Here is an 18,419-nt window from a genome sequence, read left to right on the forward strand (position 1 = left end):
TCTTAATATCATTCGCTTCTCAAAGAAGACGCTGGATTTGCCAATGCTGCTCTTCTTGCTTGATTAATAACAATCAAAAGGGCAAAGGCTAGTGCGATTACGCCAGTAAGGGCGAACACCCACCAATCAATAGAAGTACGAATGGTGTACCTTCCTAAGTATTGATCTAAGCCGAAATAGGCCAGCGGCGAAAAAATCACAAAACCGAGTAATACGAGCTTTGCAAAATCAACCGAAATCAGTCTTACTAGATTACTTACTGAAGCACCTAATACTTTTCTAATCCCAATTTCTTTTATGCGCTGTTCTGCCATATATGATGCTAAACCGAATAGCCCCAGTCCAGTAATAAAAATGGTAAGGAAGGCAAAAATAGTTGCTAAATCACGCGTTAAATTGATGGTTGTGTACTTTCTGCCAAAGTCAACATCAGTAAACGTATACTCAAAAGGATAGGCCGGATTGTATTGTTCAAACACTTCTTGAATATCGGCTAGTTTAGTTTGGATATCATTGGTAGCTGGAATTCTAAGACTCATTGTTCCATAACCCCAATCGTCTAAAATCATAAACATAGGACGCACTTGCTCATATGGAGAACCCATTAAAATATTGTCAATCACCCCAACCAAGGTTCTATTATCCCCCCATAAGTCTAATTGGGTCCCTATCGGGTTTTCTAGTTGCATAATGTCTAATGCCGCTTGGTTTACAATTATTGCCGCAGAATCTGTGGCAAATTCTTTCGAAAAATCGCGCCCCATGAGCATTTTTGCTCCCATTGTCTCGGCATAGTCGTAGTTACTTACTATGGTCACGAACATTACTCTTTGAGATTCTGGCTTACCTGGCCAACTTAGAAAGTTATTGGAATTGATACTGGTGACGCTGCTGTTCGATCTTGTCATATTCAGAATGGCTCCTTTTCTAAGCAATTCCTGCTTGATTACGTCATAGTTATCGAGTATATCTTCTGTTCCAGGAATAGAAATCAATCCTTCTTGGCTATAACCCAAGTCTCGTTTTTTGGCTAAATCGATTTGCTTTACAATTACGATAGTGCCCACGATAAGAATAACGGCTACTCCTACCTGAAACACTACAAGTATTTTTCTTGGCAAGTTTGAGTTTTTACCGATTGATACTTTTCCTTTTAAAGTCTTAATCGGGTTAAAAGATGAGAGATATAATGATGGATAGCTACCTGATACGATGCCGGTTATTAAGATAATCCCTACAGAGAAAATCCAGAATTGACTTGATTGAAAATCGAGAAAAAGTCGCTTATCAACTAAACTATTATAGCTCGGCAATAATGCAAATACTAGTAAAACCCCAATCAAATAAGAGATTAATGAAATAACAATGGACTCTCCGTAGAATTGAAAAATCAACTGACTCCTTTTCGAGCCCAAACTCTTTCTAATACCTACTTCTCTCGCACGCTTCTCAGACCTAGCTGTGGCAAGGTTCATGAAATTAATACATGCTATTACAAGTATAAACATGGCAATGGCAGTGAAAAGAGTCACATATTCATGCTGACCTCCTGATTCTTTACCATTTTCAAAATTACTATGAAGCCTCCAGCGAGACATTGGGTGAAGGAAGAAAGCTCTCTCAATATCGTCCTGACCCTTCTCCATCAGCATACCTTTTACACGCTCTTCTACCTCCGCTTCATCTTCATCACCCGTAAGTTCAAGGTATACTTGAAATGAGTAATTGCCCCAATTATTTTTATTATCTCTAACCCACTGCTGTGTTGCTTCACGATGTTTCCAAGGGATTAAATAATCAAACTGAAAAGTAGAATTTTCGGGTACATTTTTAAAAACTCCCGTCACTTGAAGTGTGCTTTCGTCATCTACTTTCACAAACTGACCTACCGGGTCGGCTCCTTTAAAAAGTACATTGGATAATTCTTCTGAAATGACAATTGAAGATGGATCATCCATCACTGTAGATGGATCTCCTATAAGCATAGGGTACTCAAAGACTTCTAAGAACTCTTCACTAGCATAATAGCCCCTTTTCATAATCCGATTGTCATCCTTAGCAATAAGGCGCATTCCTCCCCAACCCGTGACCACAGTATTGGCAATTTTTGCATGGGCGCCTTTCATTTCCTCGTAAGTTGGGAGCGGAACAGAATTCCACGACTGAACACTATTATCAAATTCAGCATTGATCCATACTTGATGAATCTTGTTGACTTTAGGGATGAATTTATCGAATGAAGTTTCATCCTGAACCCAAAGTAGAATCAGTATACTACAAGCAATACCGATTGAGAGTCCAGAAATATTAATGACCGAGTAGAGGGTATTCCTGCGCAAATTGCGCAGGGTTACCAGTATAAAATTTTTGAGCATTTGACCGTTGGGTTGTTGACCGTTGTTGTATAGACTGACTAGTGTCTGAATCGTTACACACTAATCGAAAAAAATATCAAGTAATGAATTACTTGCGTACCACAGCTCGACCTGACCCGCTGCTAATCCTTATAACAATGTCTTTGTTGCCTACTTTGGCTTCTTTTACATAGCCTCTATTTCGACCTCTTCTGTTGGAACCACCTCTGCCATCTTCGTACTCTTCGTCAAAATCGAATGGCGCACGAATATCACTTTTATCGCTAGCCCTCATGATGAACTCTCCAGAAATTTTCTTGCCATTAAAGTCAAGAACGGCATCGCCAGAACCCGTGCTTAATGCCAAATCGTATTCTAGTTCAGCACCAAGAGAGAGTTCTGTTCTTCCTGATCCAGTACTAAAATTAGAACGCCCTGTAATGATCGCGTTGTTAATATCTATGTTACCTGACCCAGTACTCATATTGTATTCTCCTTCAACACCGTCTCCCTTAATATTTCCGCTACCTGTACTGAAGTTCGCATCTCCTTTAATTGAATTTAAACGAATAGACCCAGAACCAGTACTAGCTCTCGACTCTCCGTCAATATCACTAAATGTAATATTACCCGATCCAGTGCTTGCTCTTACTGAACCAGCTATATCTTCAAGCTCGATATTTCCTGAACCCGTATTACTTACTAGTTCGGCATCTATACCCATTACTTCAATATTTCCCGATCCCGTTTTGAATTCAATTTCCATTCCATCTGGCACTTCAAGTACCCATTCTGAATAACCTCTACTCCATCGACTTCTTTTGAAATCTTCCTCTATATAAAGTCTGTCTCCATTTTGTTCGAAAAGAGGCTCATACACATCGTCGTCATATGTGTACCTTAGGTTTACTTTAATTTCTTGTGAATTGCTTTTTTTGATCGTACCATTGCCCGATGCAGTGGTTAGCCGAATGATTTTAACCCCAGTATAAGACTTATTGACTGTTTTTTGTGCGAATGCCAAAGTTGAAATCAATAGAAATGATAAGGCTAAAAGTGTTGGTTTGAGTTTTTGCATGATTAGTGAGTTTTTTCTTATAGACATTCATTAGATTCGAAAGGATGCATCAACGCGGAATTAAAATGAGTTTCAATCCTACGATCATTATCAATGAATTAGAATCAAACCTCGACGTTGTAAAAAACATGGCAATTACACATTCGCCTGATCAAGCTAAATGGAAACCAACGCCTGATACATGGTGCCTGCTCGAAATTGTCTGTCATTTAATAGATGAAGAAGTTTTGGATTTCAGGGCCCGAACACAAACTGCGCTTTTTCCAGACCAATACTCGTTTATTCCGATTGACCCAGTGAGCTGGGTAACGGCTAACGCTTATATAGATCAGAACTACGAAATAAAAATGCAGGAATGGATTAGTGAAAGAGAAAGGTCTATTCAATGGCTAAAGTCTTTAAAGGATGTAGACTGGAATAGCTTTTTAGTCCACGATATATTCGGCAAAATGAGTGCTCAACTATTTTTAGAAAATTGGCTCGCGCATGATTATATACATCTCAGGCAAATTAATCGTACGAAAAGAGCTTTTCTTGCGAAAAATGCCATCTCGGATATTAGCTACGCAGGTAAATGGTAAAATGCTTAAATTAATGCTATGACTTTTGAAGAAGTAATGACCCAACTGGCCGAATTCGGCGACGAAAGAACAAAGAATACGCTTTTAAAACATGGTGCGAAAGAGCCTTTTTTCGGGGTAAAAGTAGCTGACTTAAAGAAGATACTTAAAAAAACAAAGAAGGATCATGAGCTATCACTCGCCTTGTACAATACTGGCAATTCTGATGCGATGTATTTAGCTGGCTTGATGGCCGATGAGCATAAAATTACCGAAGAAAACCTTAATAAGTGGGCAGATCAGGCTTATTGGTACTATTTAAGCGAATACGCCGTGCCGTGGGTAGCTGCCGAAACGCCTTTTGGTTTCGATTTAGGTTTAAAGTGGATTGAATCAAAAGAAGAAAGAATTGCTGCTGCCGGTTGGTCTACGCTCGCTTCTTATGCCAGCGTTAATTCTGATGATGCGCTAGACATTAATGCATATAGCGACTTGTTAGATCGAGCTAAGCGTGATTTGCCCAATGCTCAAAACAGGGTGAAATATACGATCAATGGATTCGTAATAGCGATTGGGTCATACATTGAAGCGCTAACCGCAAAATCTATTGAGACGGCTAACGATATCGGGAAAGTGGAAGTACTAATGGGTGGTACTGCTTGTAAGGTACCACTGGCGAAAGATTATATTAAGAAAGTAGTAGATCGTGGGTCGGTTGGTAAAAAAAGAAAGACAGCCCGTTGTTAAGAAATATTCTTATTTGGATTTTTCCAGTTCCTCAAGCACTTTACGCAACATCTGCTTAAGCTTTCTAGCCGATAGAAAACCATCATTCTGATAAATAATCTCATATTTCTCGTTCAAGAAAGTCACAGTTGGGTAAGATACTAAGCCGTTCTTGGTGCCCAGCTGCTCTGCTAATTCATGTACACCTGTATTGGCTCCGGTAGGTTTGTATCTAAAGGTATTACCTAAAAATTTTACATCTGCCTTAGACTCTCCATCGAAGCTTACGAAATAGAAGTTTTCTGAAAGAACTTTCATTGCTTCATCATCTTGGAAGGTAGTGCGCTTCATATTATCGCAAAATTGACACCATGGCGCATGCAAAAACACAATTACAGGCCTCGGCGACTTTTGATGTTGTATTTCCAATTCAGGAAAACTGATTGCTGATGATTGAGCGAAACTTGCGGTTATCCCAAAGGCAAAAAACACAAAGAAAATAATAAAGCGGTATTTCATTTTATCTTACCGTAAATCTAACCCCTAAAAAGCCTCGAATACCCTGATTCGATGCATAGACATAAGAAGGATCAAATGTCAGCGCATTTGGATTGCTAGAGGTAGGTATTACTTGACCATCAGTATCAAAAACTACATTCCTGTCAAAAGGATCAAAAGGACGCGCAATGCTACTTGCGTCCGGCGTAAAGTTCAGTAAGTTTTTAACCCCACCATATACTTCCCACTTTCTTCCAAAGCTTTTACTCAATTGGACGTTCTGTATACTAAACCAAGGAGATTCAGCCGGTCTATTGTCTAAATCGCCGAGTAAAGGCAAGCGCATTGGGCCATAAAGATTACCTGTATAATCAATCTTCAATCCATTATTCAGGGTGTATCCAACACGCCAAACACCTTGAACCGATTCTGTAAGAATTTGTCTTCTGCTTTCACCATCTTCTTCTACCCTTACGTCCATCACAGTAACTCCACCATTGATTTTTAAACCGCTTTCCCAAGCCACATCTAAGTTTAAAGAAACACCTTTAGAAATGGAGTTTCCATCTAGGTTAGCATAAATTATCTTGTTTGGATCAGACTCATAATCGGGTAAAATTCGGTTAGTAAAATATGTATAGAACGCGGTTGCGTCCAAACCGATGAAGGTGCTTTTGCTGGTATAAATTTTCTTTATAAAATTTACATTTGCATTCCACGATGTCTCTGGGTTCAATTCACCTTCAAACTCAACAGTCCTAGCTCCTGTTAATGCCGCATGGTCTTCTGTAAAGACATTTGCCACACGATAGCCGTTGCCTGCACTAATTCTAAGAATATTCTTTTTATCTGCCGAGTTCCATTTATAATTTACTCTGGGTGTAAGGATACTACCATGCAAACTATTAAAGTCATATCGCGCACCAAGTAGTAGCTTATTATTGGTATTTAAACTAATCTCGTCTTGAACGAATAAACCTGGCAGATGAGTTATGGAGGCATTATTGCTGTCATTGAAAGCATCGAATGTGGCAGGAGTATTGTCGTCGTAATAGGTATATCGATAAACTGCACCTGATACAAAATCGTGTTTGCCGCGAGTTTTTTGCCAAGTCAATTGACCAAATACAACATACTGATCGGCATCATAACTTGTATCTCCGTAAAACGAATCTTGCACATGGCCGTTGGCACTAAACTGAAAATTTAAGGTTTCGCTGGTTGGCAATTGGTATATACCAAAAGTTTCCCATCGGCTAGTATAAATACTTTCGCCATAAACTTCCGTACCTCCTCTATTCTCAGTTTTCCAATCCAATTCACCACCCCACCTGTCTTCGTATACATACCTTGCCGCAAGTGAAAAGACTCGGTTTTGCTTACGTTGAAAATTGATTTTATTAAAAATCGACACTCTATTCTGAAGCGTCAGATCCGTAAAGTTATCACCGTTGTTGTCTATAGGGTTCTGGAAGGTAAAGTAATTAACGCCTAATAATGATTGTGCTTTTTTACCCAAGTTGTATTTAAGCCCAACATCTGTATTTACTTCTCCCCATCCTGTGGCAAATACATCGACTGAGGTAAGCGGGGCTGAACTGGGTTTCTTTGTTATTATGTTAATTAAACCGCCTACTGCTTCTGAACCATATAAGGTGGAAGCTGGGCCTTTTACAATCTCAACTCTTTCAATTAGCGATTGAGGAATACCTGTGAGCCCATAAACGGTTGAAAGTCCACTAACGATTGGCATTCCATCTAATAACACCATAGTATAAGGTCCTTCTAGTCCATTTATATGGATATCGCCAGTATTACAAACATTACAATTAAGCTGCGGGCGAACGCCGTTTACATTTTGAAGCGATTCGAATATTGAAGGTGTGGGATTGGCTTTGAAGAACTGTTTAGTGTAAACTTCAACTGGCACGGGACTATCAAGTCGAGAAACTTCTTTTAGCGTTCCTGAAACTACAACATCTTCTAACTGATTGACTGATTCCACAAGGTCGAAGTTTATAGTTAGACTAGTTTTTTCGGCAGAAAGCACAATTCTCTTTTGCACCTTTTCATAACCAATTACTGAAACCACTAGGGTGTATTCACCAAAAGGTAAGTTCTCAACTTTATAGAAACCATCGGCATTCGTAACGTCTCCAAAAGTGGTACCGAGTAAACCTACATTCGCAAACTCGATAGGCACTCCTTCCGATTTCACCAAGCCAGAAACTCGCCCACTTTGAGCAACTGCCGAGCATGTTAAACAAAGTAAAGCCACAATCAAACTGATCTTAAGAAAGTTCATAAACACAACGTTAGACACTTCAATTCAAATTATTAGATACACAAAATTAATTTGTTAGATCAGTCTAACAAATTTTTTGAAAAGAAATTTGTTAGATTTGGTGCGAATAGATCATTATGGCTTCACAAACGGCAGAAAACTATCTTAAGGCGATATTCTACCTTTCGAAAAAAAAGGAAGAAGTGAATGTTTCGGAGCTAAGCGTAGTACTTGGTGTAAGTAAACCAACCGTTAATAGCATGATTAAAACGCTGAGTCAGCAGGGAATGGTTAACCACGAGAAGTATCGACCATTGGTAATGACGAAGAAAGGGAAGACTGCTGCTGCACTGATCATTAGAAAGCACAGACTTACGGAGATGTTCTTGGTTGAAAAAATGGGGTTTGGCTGGGAGGAAGTTCATGAGATAGCAGAACAGGTGGAACATATCAGTTCTAAGAAGCTATTTGATAGAATGGAGGAGTTGCTCAACTACCCAACTAATGATCCGCACGGCTCACCGATTCCAGATCGTAATGGTACTTTTAGAAAATCTACATTTGAGCCCTTGAGCACTTTTAAAAAAGGTGATAGGGTTATACTTAAAGCATTGAACGATTCGGAAAAAGACCTCCTTATATTTCTCAATAATAAGTCTATCGAATTGCATATGGAATTCGAAATTATTGGCAAGGAGTCCTTCGATGACAGTATGGAGATCGCTTTCGGTAAGAATCAGCGTTTAACCCTTAGCGAACGGGTCTGCAACAATTTACTTGTTGAGGCAATTACAGCATAAGCTGTCTTCTAAATTATTCCTTCTTTATTCTTGAAAGAGTCATCCAACGCAATTGTGTTAATGCACTTTGAGTATCTTCCAAATTTTTCATAAACGCTTCTCTATTCGTTGGGTTTAAATCCAAGGTAGTCTCAAATACTTTGCTGTAGTAATCGAACCACGTATTCAAGATGTCTTTTTCTTGGGCAACATCACCTCCTTCTGACACTATATCTTGGCTTAACCTAGCTTCTCCTGTCATTCTTATTGCAGCTTTAGTAGAAAGGAGCAATAAGAGCTTATCGGTAACCATTGGTTTATTTTCTGTGAGAATCAATGAAATGATCATGGCTCCGATACCTACATTGTGCATTGTTTCCTTAGATACTTTGTCCAATCTGTCTCCATCAGTATGATAAAACTCATCTGTAAAATGCCATAGCAATACTCCCGGAATATTTCCTGAAAGAAACGGTACATGATCACTGCCGCCTTCAAATGGATTGAACTTTACCGTCCAATCTTTCTCAAGGCCTATTCGTTCAAAAACACCGATGGTTAAATCGTTGAAATAATGTGGTTTTAAATCTTTTTTCTGCAAAGGCCTTCCTCCCCATTCTGAATGTTTTTCTACGCCTCTTACCCAAATTGCTCCTGGATCTGGCATTTTTTCAATTAAAAAAGTACCGCCGGTTAAGTCCGTATTCTGTCCTACCATATCTAAGCTCATACCCCATTTGATATGCTTTGCACGTTCGGGATCTTCTTGAATAAACCTTCTAGTTGATGTTATTTCATCGCCAAATAAATAAGTGATTGTACGTTCTGGATCAATTTTAGCCTCTTTTAAAAGCTTAGCCGTACTTGATGCTACTTCGGCCAATACGCCCACTCCACTTGCATTGTCGTTCGCTCCTGGTTCTTGTACATGAGCACTAAAGACAAATCTTTCTTCCGGCATTTTACTTCCTCTAATTTCGGCGACAAGGGTCAATTCTTCGGATTCATAAATTTTAGTCTCTAGTTCTATTTTTAGTCCGTACTTGTCCTCAAAAATGGCATTCGAAATTTTATCATAAGCATTATAGGAAGCGAGAATGGCGAAAGACTTCGCCTCGGGATCTCGCGGAATACCGGTGAATGAAATAGAGTTTCTGTGTTTACTGGCTTGATTATAGGCTGGAATTCTATAACTAATTACACCAACTGCTCCTCTTTTTTGAACTCCTTCTCTGAAGAGAAAACCGGCAGAATTTTCACCTACAATTACCTTTCCTTTGATATCGTAGTTATCCAATTCATTAGCCTTTGAATCGCCAACATAAACTATATCAAATTCCTTTTCTCCATTGGTGCCGTATGAGTTTATGGCAATCATATTGAAATTGGATTTGAAGTTTAGAATCTCTTCTCCAGAAGCTAGTTTCAAACTGCCTGAAACAGGCTCCCATGTTGGGTTTTTAAGTGCTCTTTTCTCTATTCTATAAACTAGTCTATCAGTTGCTTTAGCCTTATTTTCCTCCACATAGCCTGCGGCCTTCAACTTTTCCACCACGTGATAGATACTCTTATCAAAACCGCTATTTCCTACTACTCTAAAGTATTTCTCGACAAAAGAGACGGTATTATAGGCAGATTCCTTATTAAAGGTTTCGTCCACTAATTCATAATAGGGATTGACCAATCTATCTACTTGAAAGCCACTGAGGGGGAAACTAAAAAGGGCGATTAGCACAAAGAATAAAAGTGATCTTTTCATTTCAAAATATGGTTTTGCTTAAGGTAATTGTTATTCTACTCAAGCGCTTCCTTTCTGCTGAAAATTTATCAAACTGCACTTATAAACTCTCGTAATACTTCGTCTTGACCGAGCTCTAGTTTCTTTTTTAACCGATGCAAAGCTCTTCTTACAGAACCGCTCTCGACATTGGTGAGGGCTGCTATCTCCTTATTGCCTAAACCAATTTTCAGGTAAGCACAAATCCGTGTCTCGTTATTTGTGAGCTCTTTACCATTCTTCACTTTTTCGAAAAACTCTGGATGAACTTCGTCAAAATGTCTTTTAAAATTCGACCAACTTTTATCCAAGTTTATATAGGAACTGATCTGCCTTGTAATCTTTCGAATTTCAGGCGCATATAGGTTATTAGTCAAGTTATCGAGCCTTTTTACCTCTTCGAGTAAATTAGTGAGTAACTCGTTTTTTTGAAACTCGATAAGTGTGGCGGAACTAAGCTCTCTTGTTTTAAAATCAAGGTTATCTTTTAGCAGTGATTGTTCTCTTATGGAGAGTGCTATTATTTCCTTGTGCTGCTTTTTGACTTCTTTTTGAGAGTTAGCTAATCGAAGTGCATTTTCAACTCTTGCTTTAAATTCTACCCCTTCAAATGGTTTCTTTAAGAAGTCATTTGCTCCGGCATCTAAGGCTGTTTTTAAGTCTACTGTTCCAGTCATTACACCTGTTGCCATTACAATGGGTATCTCTCTGGTTTCCGGCTTGTTTTTTAATTTACCAATGGCTTCAATTCCATTCATTATTGGCATTTCCCAATCTAAAATGATCAGGTCGGGAAGCTCACTAAAAGCTATTGCTACAGCCTTTTTACCATTAGGGGCATAAAGTATTTCATATGCCTGTTGCTCCAAATAGGACAACATTACCTCCAAATTCTGAGGGTCATCATCGGCAATTAGAATTTTGGCCTTTTCAGCTGTCATCCTTAAGAATTATTAGAATTGAACTCCAACAGATATTTCAAGAGCTCGTCGTATTTATCTTGATCGGCTTGATAAATAGTTGCTTGTAATTTCGTTTGCCATTTTGATTGGATGCCCTTCTTTTCTAGGCTATTAAGGATACGGTTTATTGCACTTACTTGATGAATTTTTAAGTTCCTGAGAAATTCCGCATGTTCGACTAATTCTGCCAGTTCATTTGGCGCTATCAGTACTTCTTCATTTTCATGATTAACACCGACATTCTCATTTAATTCCGCAAGGGCTTTCTCACAAGTTTGGCTTGTTTCTAAAGGGAGTGTTAAAAAGATAGATGTGCCTTTTCCGATCTCCGATTCTGCCCAAATCTTTCCGCCATGTGCTTCAACAGTCATTTTACAAAATGTTAAACCTAGGCCGGTTGATGCCGCAAATCCTGATTCTTTGGCATTCGTTTGCCAGAATTTCTCAAAAACATGTGGCAACCTGTCTGGAGAAATGCCAGCCCCTTGATCAATCACCTTAATCCAAATGTTGTTATCTACCACTTTAAGTTTGTCGACAATAATCTTACCCTCAGTTGGTGAGTACTTAATTGCATTTGAAATCAAGTTTACAAAAACCCTTTTGATAGGTTCTGGATCAACGTTAACGCAAATCAGTTTCGGAATTAAGCTTTCGAATCGAATACTTTTTGCTTCCAGCAGAATTTCAACACGTTTTCGGGACTCTAGTATGATTTGATCGAGTGGTGTTGGGACAGCCTTAGGAACATAGTCAGTAGCTTGAAACTTCTCAACTTCTAACATATTTGTGACTAAGTTGAGTAATTGATAACCTGATTGGGTAATGTTTTTAAAATGCTTGTCGTTCGGATCAATGCTCGATATACCAATGATTGAATTCAAAGGATTTTTCATATCATGAGCGATCATTTGCGTTAAATCTGTTCTAAATTCTGCCAAAGATTGAAGCTGAGAATTTACGAGTTCTAGTTTATCAGTTTTAAAACTTAATTCTTCCTTTTGTGTAGTTATTAGGGCATTTTGACTTGCTAGCTGAAGATTAGAAGCCTGCTTTCTGCGATAAATTCTAATGAGTATTATTATGGCAAAAAAAGCAAGGACAATAGCGGCTGTTATTATCCACTGAATCAGTTTTTGCTTTTCTAAATCAGCTTCTGAAAGGGCCAATTCACTTTTTAAGACTAGGTTTTCACGTTCGCTTTTTTGGGTTTCATATTCTACTTGTAGAGCACTTAATTTTTCAGCCGATTCCTCAGTAAAAAGGGAATCTTGGATGGCTCTTAGGCGTTGATATTTTATCAATGACGCTTTATAATCAGATTTTATAGAATCGATTTTATAGAGTGTATACAAAGCTTCTTTCTCTCTTAATGCAAGCTTTCCGGCAACTGCATTATTCAGTCCATTTTTTAGCCAATATTCCGCTTTCTCGATTTGACCGAGTGCCAAAAAGACTTCCCCCATTTCAATTTCCACTCTAGAAAATGCGTCATTTCCATCTCCCTCATCAAAGACTTTATAAGCATCCCCCAGGTACTTTAGTGCTTGATCATACTTTTTAGCATCTCGGTAGAGCTTACCCAAATTAATCAATGCCCTTCCACGATATTCGCCAAATTCTTTGGTGGTATCGGTAAGCATTATTTTTAAGTATTTATCAGATTTCTCAAAATCGAAATTCTCAGGCAATCTATAAATGGTTGATAGCCCGAATCCTGCCTCGAAGATCATACGCTTATCATTCTTCTCGTAGCCAAGTGCCAGTTTCGCCTCAAAATTCTCTTTGGCCTTGTCGTAATCCTTTATGCGCAAATAATAATCACCTATACCCCCATAAGCCATCGCTTTGACTCTGCCTAAACTGTCAAAAGCTGGCTCTGCCAAAACGGCCCGTAGCGCCTTATAGTAGTAGGTCATTTCCGCTTCTTCTTGTCCTCTATAACCGTTAATAAAAGCCATATTAACGAGTGAAGTTGGGTATCGCACGGGTAAGTAGCTTTCCGATACTTCCATACAGTACTTAAAATAATATTCACTGGAGTCGTACTTACTTTCGTTAAAGTAGAAGGTCGCTAAGAGGTTAGCGGCGTTAATGGAGATGTCATAGTCTTCTATCTCTTCTCCATATTTAATATTCGATCTGGCTAATGCCTTGCTGCTATCTACCAAATTATTGTAATAAAGGAGCTTTGAAAGGGTATGACTAATTTTACCCTCTAATCGCCGATCATCTGTGTTCTGTGATTCTTTTAGGAGTTGATAAGCGAATCGGATTCCATCGTTTAAATCACCTCTTCTTTCATATTGATAAAGTGAGTCGTAAAGACTGTTTAGAGATTGATCTGCATCCTCGGTTTGCGCATATGGAAACATAGGCAAGAGAACTGCTATTATGTATACACAAATTTTTTTCAAAAATTGAAGGAATCCTTTCGAGGGGATTCAGTTTTGGTTCAGTATCTATAAAAATATTAAATCTAACGTAAATGAGTTTATACAAATAGGCTTGAAATAGAAAGAGCTGTCCCCGTATGGGTCAGCTCTACTCATCAAAACACATAGTACTAAATAAACTCTTGCTTGGCTTTAACAGATGGCTTGGCTTCTACACTTTCAACTCTTCACATAAGCCTTCTGTACATTCAAAATCAAATCATAGCTTTTAACTCTGAATGGATATTCAAATGTAGCAGACATCTTCTTCCTAAAAAGGAAGTATACGTAGACAAGATGTAGACAATACGGGGGACAGTGGATATTAAATATACCCCCAATAGAGCAATTTATTATAGATTTCAAGGCAGATCCATGCATCGGTTGAAGCATACCTGACTTGCTTATCGGAAAGGGTTTGGGCTTCCCAATTCGAGGTTTGTGCTGATTTGGATATTCTTATATCAAGCACCATAGCGGCTAAGTTCCTAGCACCTATTTTCTCAGCACCTAAATCATTAAAAGTATTATTCAGGTCGATGAATCCATCGGGCTTAAATGGCCGAAGCCTATCGAGTAAATTATAATCATCTAATAACCCTATTCCTACTTTAATGATATTTGGGTCTTCAAGAAATTTATGGAGGGCATCAGAAATACCTGTATACTGAGTTCTTAGGAGAAATACTTTTTCTGCTGTAGCAACCTGAACTAGGCTAATGTTTCTAATCTCTCCTTTTTTAAAAGTGGGTTTAGCTTCAGTATCAAACCCTACAATATCTGATTGTACTATTTCAGCCATCGCGTTGGCGATGCTCTTTTCATCTGCAGCAATTACAACTTTACCCTCATAGCTTCTCAGCGGGCGTTCCATTACTTCATCCTTGGTAATTGTAATTGGAAACATCATACAGCAGGCTCAGTTTGCGTTGAACCAGGTTTGATTTTTCTGATTTTATAGTTTAGGTAGGCCATCGCAATGGTCATCACAGGACTTATTAGGTTAAAGAATGCATAGGGTAGATAGGCACCTGTGGCCACTCCCAACACATTTGAGTGATAGGCACCGCAAGTATTCCATGGCACTAATACTGATGTTACTGTACCTGAATCTTCAAGCGTTCTGCTTAGGTTTTCAGGGGCGAGTCCTTTTTCTCTATAGATATCTGCATACATCCTGCCAGGCACAACAATGGCTAAGTATTGATCCGAAGCCGTACCATTAAAGAAAATAGTGGTTCCTGCTGTTGCAGCTACTAAAGAACCTGTGGAACTTACTTTAGTGATTACCGCTTCAGCGATTCGTTTCAACAAGCCGCTTGACTCCATTACTCCTCCAAAAATCATGGCAGAAACTATAAGCCAGACCGTTTTAAGCATGCCGCCCATTCCTCCTGACTGAAGTAAATCATCTACAACTCCATTTCCAGTGACTATAGCGACGTCACCAAAGAGTGATTTCATAAGTCCAACAAACATCAGTTTGCTATTACTCCCTGTCCAATCGGCTACGCTTTTCACTACTTCAGGTTGAAATATCAAAGCAAAAACACCGCCTAATAGGGCTCCTATTAAAATGGCCGGGATAGCAGGCACTTTTTTTACGATTAGAAACACTACGGCTGCAGGTACTAAAAAGAGCCATCCATTGATGTTGAATTTACTATCTATAGCCGTTAAAATTGCTCCGGTTTCTGTTACCTCACCAGTTCCACCTTGTGTAAAACCCAGAATTAAAAAGAGAATTAGTGCAATCACGATAGAAGGAATCGTGGTGATGGTCATGTAGCGTATATGAGTAAACAAATCCGTTCCCGCCATAGCTGGTGCTAAATTGGTGGTATCTGATAGTGGAGACATCTTATCGCCGAAGTAAGCACCTGAAAGCACGGCACCGGCAATCATACCATCATGAATACCCAATGCTTTACCTATTCCCATTAAGGCAATGCCCACTGTAGCCGCGGTAGTCCAAGAACTACCAGTAGCAATAGAAACAATTGCACAGACTATACAGGCTGCTACCAAAAAGATTGTTGGATTTAGAATTTGAAGCCCATAATAAATCATTGCCGGAACTACTCCGGAAAGTAGCCAAGTACCTGCCAAAGAACCAATCAACAACAGGATGATAATGGATGCCATTGCTGAGCTAATCGTTTTTACGATGCCTTTTTCTATTTCCTTCCATTTCATTCCAAGGCGCAAGGCTACAATTGCAGCTACTCCGCCAGAAAGGATTAGAATTATTTGATTTGAACCATCGAGCGCACCATCACCAAAAACAAGAACATTATAAAAGAGTGCTACTATTAAAAAAATGATGGGTATTAGGGCCTGAAGTAAGGTTGGCTTCTTGTAATTGTATGTCATAAACGAAATGCTGAAATGATCAGAACTGAAATATAATGAAATTTAGGATGGTGAGGACATCAATGCAGCTAGTTCTTCTCCCATTTTACTTCCAATGGCAACACCCATTCCTCCTAACCTAAGTCCGAGAAAAACATTTGTAGAATGTCTTTTCAATATTGGTTTCTTGTTCTGGCCGAATGCCATAATACCTGCCCAAACATGATCTATTTCAAAATCATAGTTAGGAATTATCACCTCTTTAAGGTCTTGCTCCAGTTTTTCCAATATTAATGACCGGATTTCAAAATCAGTCGTATTCTCTCCTTCAAGGTCTAAATTACGACCTCCTCCAAAAATGATTCTATCCTTGTAATTTCTGAAGTAATAATATCCTTCATCATAATGGAAGGTGCCTTTTAAGCCAAGTCCTTTGATCGGCTTAGTGATTAACACTACTCCTCTGCCGGGGTTGAGTTCTACATTCGGAATAAGTTTCTTTGAGAAGGCGTTTGTACATATAGCTAGTTGATGTGCTTTAAAGGTGATGCCATTTTCTAATTCTACGTCACATCCTTTGCCGTTATCTTCAAAACTGATAACAGAGGCACCAGTTAACACTTCAATGCCTAGTTTTTTTGCATGGGCATTGAGCTGCCACATCATTTTACCCGTATGAATTTGTGCTTCTAATGGGTTAAATATCAAACCATGTATTGACTGTTTGGGAAACCCCAAGGCTTGAATGTGGTCAGTCTTGTCGGTATAGACTTTCTGAGAGAATAATGGATACAAAAGTTCATTTACCTCATCCATTTTATCTAGACAAGCCATTTGTTCTTCTTTCAGTAATTCATATCCTCCCCAGTTTTTATAATCTATGGCCTGATCACCTAGTCTATTTCGAAGTAAGTTCAATCCTTCCCACCTTAATTTCACCAAATCATATACCGCTTCACTTGGGAGGCATTTTAGATCACTCAATATTTCCGTTAAACTTCCAAAGCAAGCAAAGCCAGCATTCTTAGTACTTGCTCCAGTTGGGAATACGCCTTGCTCTAACACCAAGACTTTTTGACTAGGGTGTTTTTCTTTCAAACTAATTGCTGTTGATAGCCCTACAATGCCTCCACCGATAACGACCACATAATAATTTAGAAATTCATCTTTCTCCCAAAAACTGAGCATTATATATTATAGTTTAGATACCCTAAATTAGTTGAAAATCTCAGTAATGTTGGATCCTGCAAAACTCATGGAGAGGGCAAAAACCTCTAAAAGACATCTAGCCCTTCTTAATTTTGGTTTATCCAGAATGATCCCTTTTAATAAGCCTCATGGATTTAAAATTGTGGATTTAGGTGACGATCATGTCAAAGTGAAGATTCCCTACCGAAGAATAAATTTTAATCACATAAAAGGAATTCATGCTTGCGCACTTGCTACCGCCTCTGAATATGCCACTGGGCTTGTGCTATTGAGCAAGCTTGGTCAGCGGGAGTATAGGATTATTATGCAGAAAATGGAAATGAATTATCACTACCAAGGCAAAATGGATGTGGTGGTCTCTTATTCTGTAAATGATGACTGGCTCAATGAACATGTTAGACTACCTCTAAAAGAAAATGATGCCGTAATTATTGACTGCGAAGTAAAATCCCACGACGCACAAGGCAACCACCTCAGCACAGGCCATATCTTCTGGCAGGTAAAATCTTGGGCCAAAGTAAGAACCAAGGCCCAATAGTGCTCAACTATAATTTAGTATAAAAAAAGAAGGAAATTTGTAGATACATATATTTGTCTTTCACATACATCATCTCCGTGGTCGCACTCATAATAAGCCAATACTAACTCTAAACGCCTATTTCAAGTGTAAACATATTTGACTTTTATCGAGTTCTTTGCATAACTTGTGTTCGTTCCTCAGGGACAACACCGAACCTAAACACTTGAATAATTGACAATGCGAACTCTGTTCACCTCAGATTTGCCATGGAGTTTTAGCTCCAAAAAAAGAAAGCGCTACCACCAGAGTAGGGTCGACTTTTATGAAGGAAGAAACGCACTCGTTTCATCTTCTTCCTTCTCAAAACTTTTCAACACATATAATATTGATACTACTTTAAAGACGGACAAACCAATTCGATTTTTCGGATTAGAGTTCGGTCAAACGCTTAAAGAGACTATCAAAAAGCTAGGTAAACCAAACTATAAAGACAAAAGGACTTTTTGCCTAAACAAGCATGCAACTATATACTATCGTTTAAGCATTAAAGAAGTAAAGTGCATTCTACAGATACATTTCTATCAGGATCAATTCTTCTTTGGCAAAATGGAGATTAGAAGCAGTAATCCGCAGGCAAAAAGAGATATTGGAGCGCTTGTTTGTCAGAAATATGGGATTTCTGAAAAAGATTGGATTGGATCAATAGCTGATGAACAAGGCAATAACATTGAAATCAAGCAAAACATAGTTCCAAGCGTCACTTACCTAACGGGTAACAAAGAATTAATTAAAAGCATTAAACAGGAACTTGCCCCAGTCAAGAAACCTAAAAGATATAGCCGACTTGAGCAAACAGAATTGTTGCTCGATATGGTTTAAAGATCA

15 protein-coding genes are annotated in these 18,419 nt (G+C 38.7%); 5 read left to right on the forward strand and 10 right to left on the reverse strand.

Features of this window, described 5'->3' with window-relative positions:
* Positions 1-8 precede the first annotated feature (8 nt).
* Entirely contained in the window at positions 9-2,339 is a 2,331-nt protein-coding gene (locus tag JXQ92_RS00215) for an ABC transporter permease (protein ID WP_421984557.1), read from the reverse strand.
* A 124-nt stretch (positions 2,340-2,463) separates the two neighbouring features.
* Positions 2,464-3,432, reverse strand: a complete 969-nt coding sequence (locus tag JXQ92_RS00220; protein WP_421984558.1) for a DUF4097 family beta strand repeat-containing protein — start codon at positions 3,430-3,432, stop codon at positions 2,464-2,466.
* A 65-nt stretch (positions 3,433-3,497) separates the two neighbouring features.
* Between JXQ92_RS00220 and JXQ92_RS00225 the strand changes: the two genes are divergently transcribed.
* Both JXQ92_RS00225 and JXQ92_RS00230 read left to right on the forward strand, forming a co-directional pair.
* The gene (locus tag JXQ92_RS00225; RefSeq protein ID WP_421984559.1) at positions 3,498-4,013 is read left to right on the forward strand and encodes a DinB family protein; all 516 of its coding nucleotides are present in this window, start codon (positions 3,498-3,500) and stop codon (positions 4,011-4,013) included.
* A gap of 18 nt (positions 4,014-4,031) precedes the next feature.
* Positions 4,032-4,739 carry a DNA alkylation repair protein gene (locus JXQ92_RS00230; protein WP_421984560.1) on the forward strand — a complete coding sequence of 236 codons (708 nt, stop codon included), beginning with the start codon at positions 4,032-4,034 and terminating at the stop codon, positions 4,737-4,739.
* A 9-nt stretch (positions 4,740-4,748) separates the two neighbouring features.
* Here JXQ92_RS00230 and JXQ92_RS00235 read toward each other — a convergent pair whose 3' ends face one another.
* Both JXQ92_RS00235 and JXQ92_RS00240 read right to left on the reverse strand, forming a co-directional pair.
* Entirely contained in the window at positions 4,749-5,237 is a 489-nt protein-coding gene (locus JXQ92_RS00235) for a thioredoxin family protein (protein WP_421984561.1), read from the reverse strand.
* 1 nt (position 5,238) lies between these two features.
* Entirely contained in the window at positions 5,239-7,521 is a 2,283-nt protein-coding gene (locus JXQ92_RS00240) for a TonB-dependent receptor (protein WP_421984562.1), read from the reverse strand.
* A gap of 116 nt (positions 7,522-7,637) precedes the next feature.
* Here JXQ92_RS00240 and JXQ92_RS00245 point away from each other — a divergent pair, with 116 nt between their 5' ends.
* Positions 7,638-8,300 (forward strand): metal-dependent transcriptional regulator, encoded by a 663-nt coding sequence (locus JXQ92_RS00245; RefSeq protein ID WP_421984563.1) that lies wholly within the window; start codon positions 7,638-7,640, stop codon positions 8,298-8,300.
* Between the two features lie 13 nt (positions 8,301-8,313).
* Here the strand turns inward: JXQ92_RS00245 and JXQ92_RS00250 are convergent, their stop codons facing one another.
* The 6 genes from JXQ92_RS00250 to JXQ92_RS00275 all read right to left on the reverse strand — a co-directional run bounded on the left by JXQ92_RS00250 (position 8,314) and on the right by JXQ92_RS00275 (position 16,993).
* Positions 8,314-10,038 (reverse strand): M28 family peptidase, encoded by a 1,725-nt coding sequence (locus tag JXQ92_RS00250; protein WP_421984564.1) that lies wholly within the window; start codon positions 10,036-10,038, stop codon positions 8,314-8,316.
* Positions 10,039-10,106: 68 nt separating this feature from the next.
* Positions 10,107-10,997, reverse strand: coding sequence for a response regulator (locus tag JXQ92_RS00255; protein WP_421984565.1), 891 nt, complete (start codon positions 10,995-10,997; stop codon positions 10,107-10,109).
* 2 nt (positions 10,998-10,999) lie between these two features.
* A complete protein-coding gene (locus JXQ92_RS00260) occupies positions 11,000-13,435 on the reverse strand; it encodes an ATP-binding protein (protein ID WP_421984566.1) in 2,436 nt (811 codons plus the stop codon).
* Between the two features lie 343 nt (positions 13,436-13,778).
* Positions 13,779-14,363 (reverse strand): 3'-5' exonuclease, encoded by a 585-nt coding sequence (locus JXQ92_RS00265; protein WP_421984567.1) that lies wholly within the window; start codon positions 14,361-14,363, stop codon positions 13,779-13,781.
* Positions 14,360-15,826, reverse strand: coding sequence for a Na+/H+ antiporter NhaC (nhaC, locus tag JXQ92_RS00270; RefSeq protein ID WP_421984568.1), 1,467 nt, complete (start codon positions 15,824-15,826; stop codon positions 14,360-14,362). The genes JXQ92_RS00265 and nhaC overlap by 4 nt, the downstream gene beginning before the upstream one ends.
* 42 nt (positions 15,827-15,868) lie before the next feature.
* Entirely contained in the window at positions 15,869-16,993 is a 1,125-nt protein-coding gene (locus JXQ92_RS00275; RefSeq protein ID WP_421984569.1) for an NAD(P)/FAD-dependent oxidoreductase, read from the reverse strand.
* A gap of 67 nt (positions 16,994-17,060) precedes the next feature.
* Here JXQ92_RS00275 and JXQ92_RS00280 point away from each other — a divergent pair, with 67 nt between their 5' ends.
* Both JXQ92_RS00280 and JXQ92_RS00285 read left to right on the forward strand, forming a co-directional pair.
* On the forward strand, positions 17,061-17,552 hold the full coding sequence (locus JXQ92_RS00280; protein ID WP_421984570.1) for a DUF4442 domain-containing protein: 492 nt from the start codon (positions 17,061-17,063) through the stop codon (positions 17,550-17,552).
* Between the two features lie 219 nt (positions 17,553-17,771).
* Positions 17,772-18,413 (forward strand): hypothetical protein, encoded by a 642-nt coding sequence (locus JXQ92_RS00285; RefSeq protein WP_421984571.1) that lies wholly within the window; start codon positions 17,772-17,774, stop codon positions 18,411-18,413.
* Positions 18,414-18,419: the final 6 nt, after the last annotated feature.

The sequence above is a fragment of the Roseivirga sp. genome (assembly GCF_049099775.1).
Lineage (GTDB): Bacteria > Bacteroidota > Bacteroidia > Cytophagales > Cyclobacteriaceae > Roseivirga.

Coding starts and splice junctions, on each gene's coding strand:
- nhaC (WP_421984568.1), bottom strand. CDS start 15,826: ATGACATACAATTACAAGAAGCCAACCTTACTTCAGGCCCTAATACCC.
- JXQ92_RS00275 (WP_421984569.1), bottom strand. CDS start 16,993: ATGCTCAGTTTTTGGGAGAAAGATGAATTTCTAAATTATTATGTGGTC.
- JXQ92_RS00285 (WP_421984571.1), top strand. CDS start 17,772: ATGCGAACTCTGTTCACCTCAGATTTGCCATGGAGTTTTAGCTCCAAA.
- JXQ92_RS00230 (WP_421984560.1), top strand. CDS start 4,032: ATGACTTTTGAAGAAGTAATGACCCAACTGGCCGAATTCGGCGACGAA.
- JXQ92_RS00255 (WP_421984565.1), bottom strand. CDS start 10,997: ATGACAGCTGAAAAGGCCAAAATTCTAATTGCCGATGATGACCCTCAG.
- JXQ92_RS00245 (WP_421984563.1), top strand. CDS start 7,638: ATGGCTTCACAAACGGCAGAAAACTATCTTAAGGCGATATTCTACCTT.
- JXQ92_RS00235 (WP_421984561.1), bottom strand. CDS start 5,237: ATGAAATACCGCTTTATTATTTTCTTTGTGTTTTTTGCCTTTGGGATA.
- JXQ92_RS00225 (WP_421984559.1), top strand. CDS start 3,498: ATGAGTTTCAATCCTACGATCATTATCAATGAATTAGAATCAAACCTC.
- JXQ92_RS00280 (WP_421984570.1), top strand. CDS start 17,061: ATGGAGAGGGCAAAAACCTCTAAAAGACATCTAGCCCTTCTTAATTTT.
- JXQ92_RS00265 (WP_421984567.1), bottom strand. CDS start 14,363: ATGATGTTTCCAATTACAATTACCAAGGATGAAGTAATGGAACGCCCG.
- JXQ92_RS00240 (WP_421984562.1), bottom strand. CDS start 7,521: ATGAACTTTCTTAAGATCAGTTTGATTGTGGCTTTACTTTGTTTAACA.
- JXQ92_RS00250 (WP_421984564.1), bottom strand. CDS start 10,038: ATGAAAAGATCACTTTTATTCTTTGTGCTAATCGCCCTTTTTAGTTTC.
- JXQ92_RS00220 (WP_421984558.1), bottom strand. CDS start 3,432: ATGCAAAAACTCAAACCAACACTTTTAGCCTTATCATTTCTATTGATT.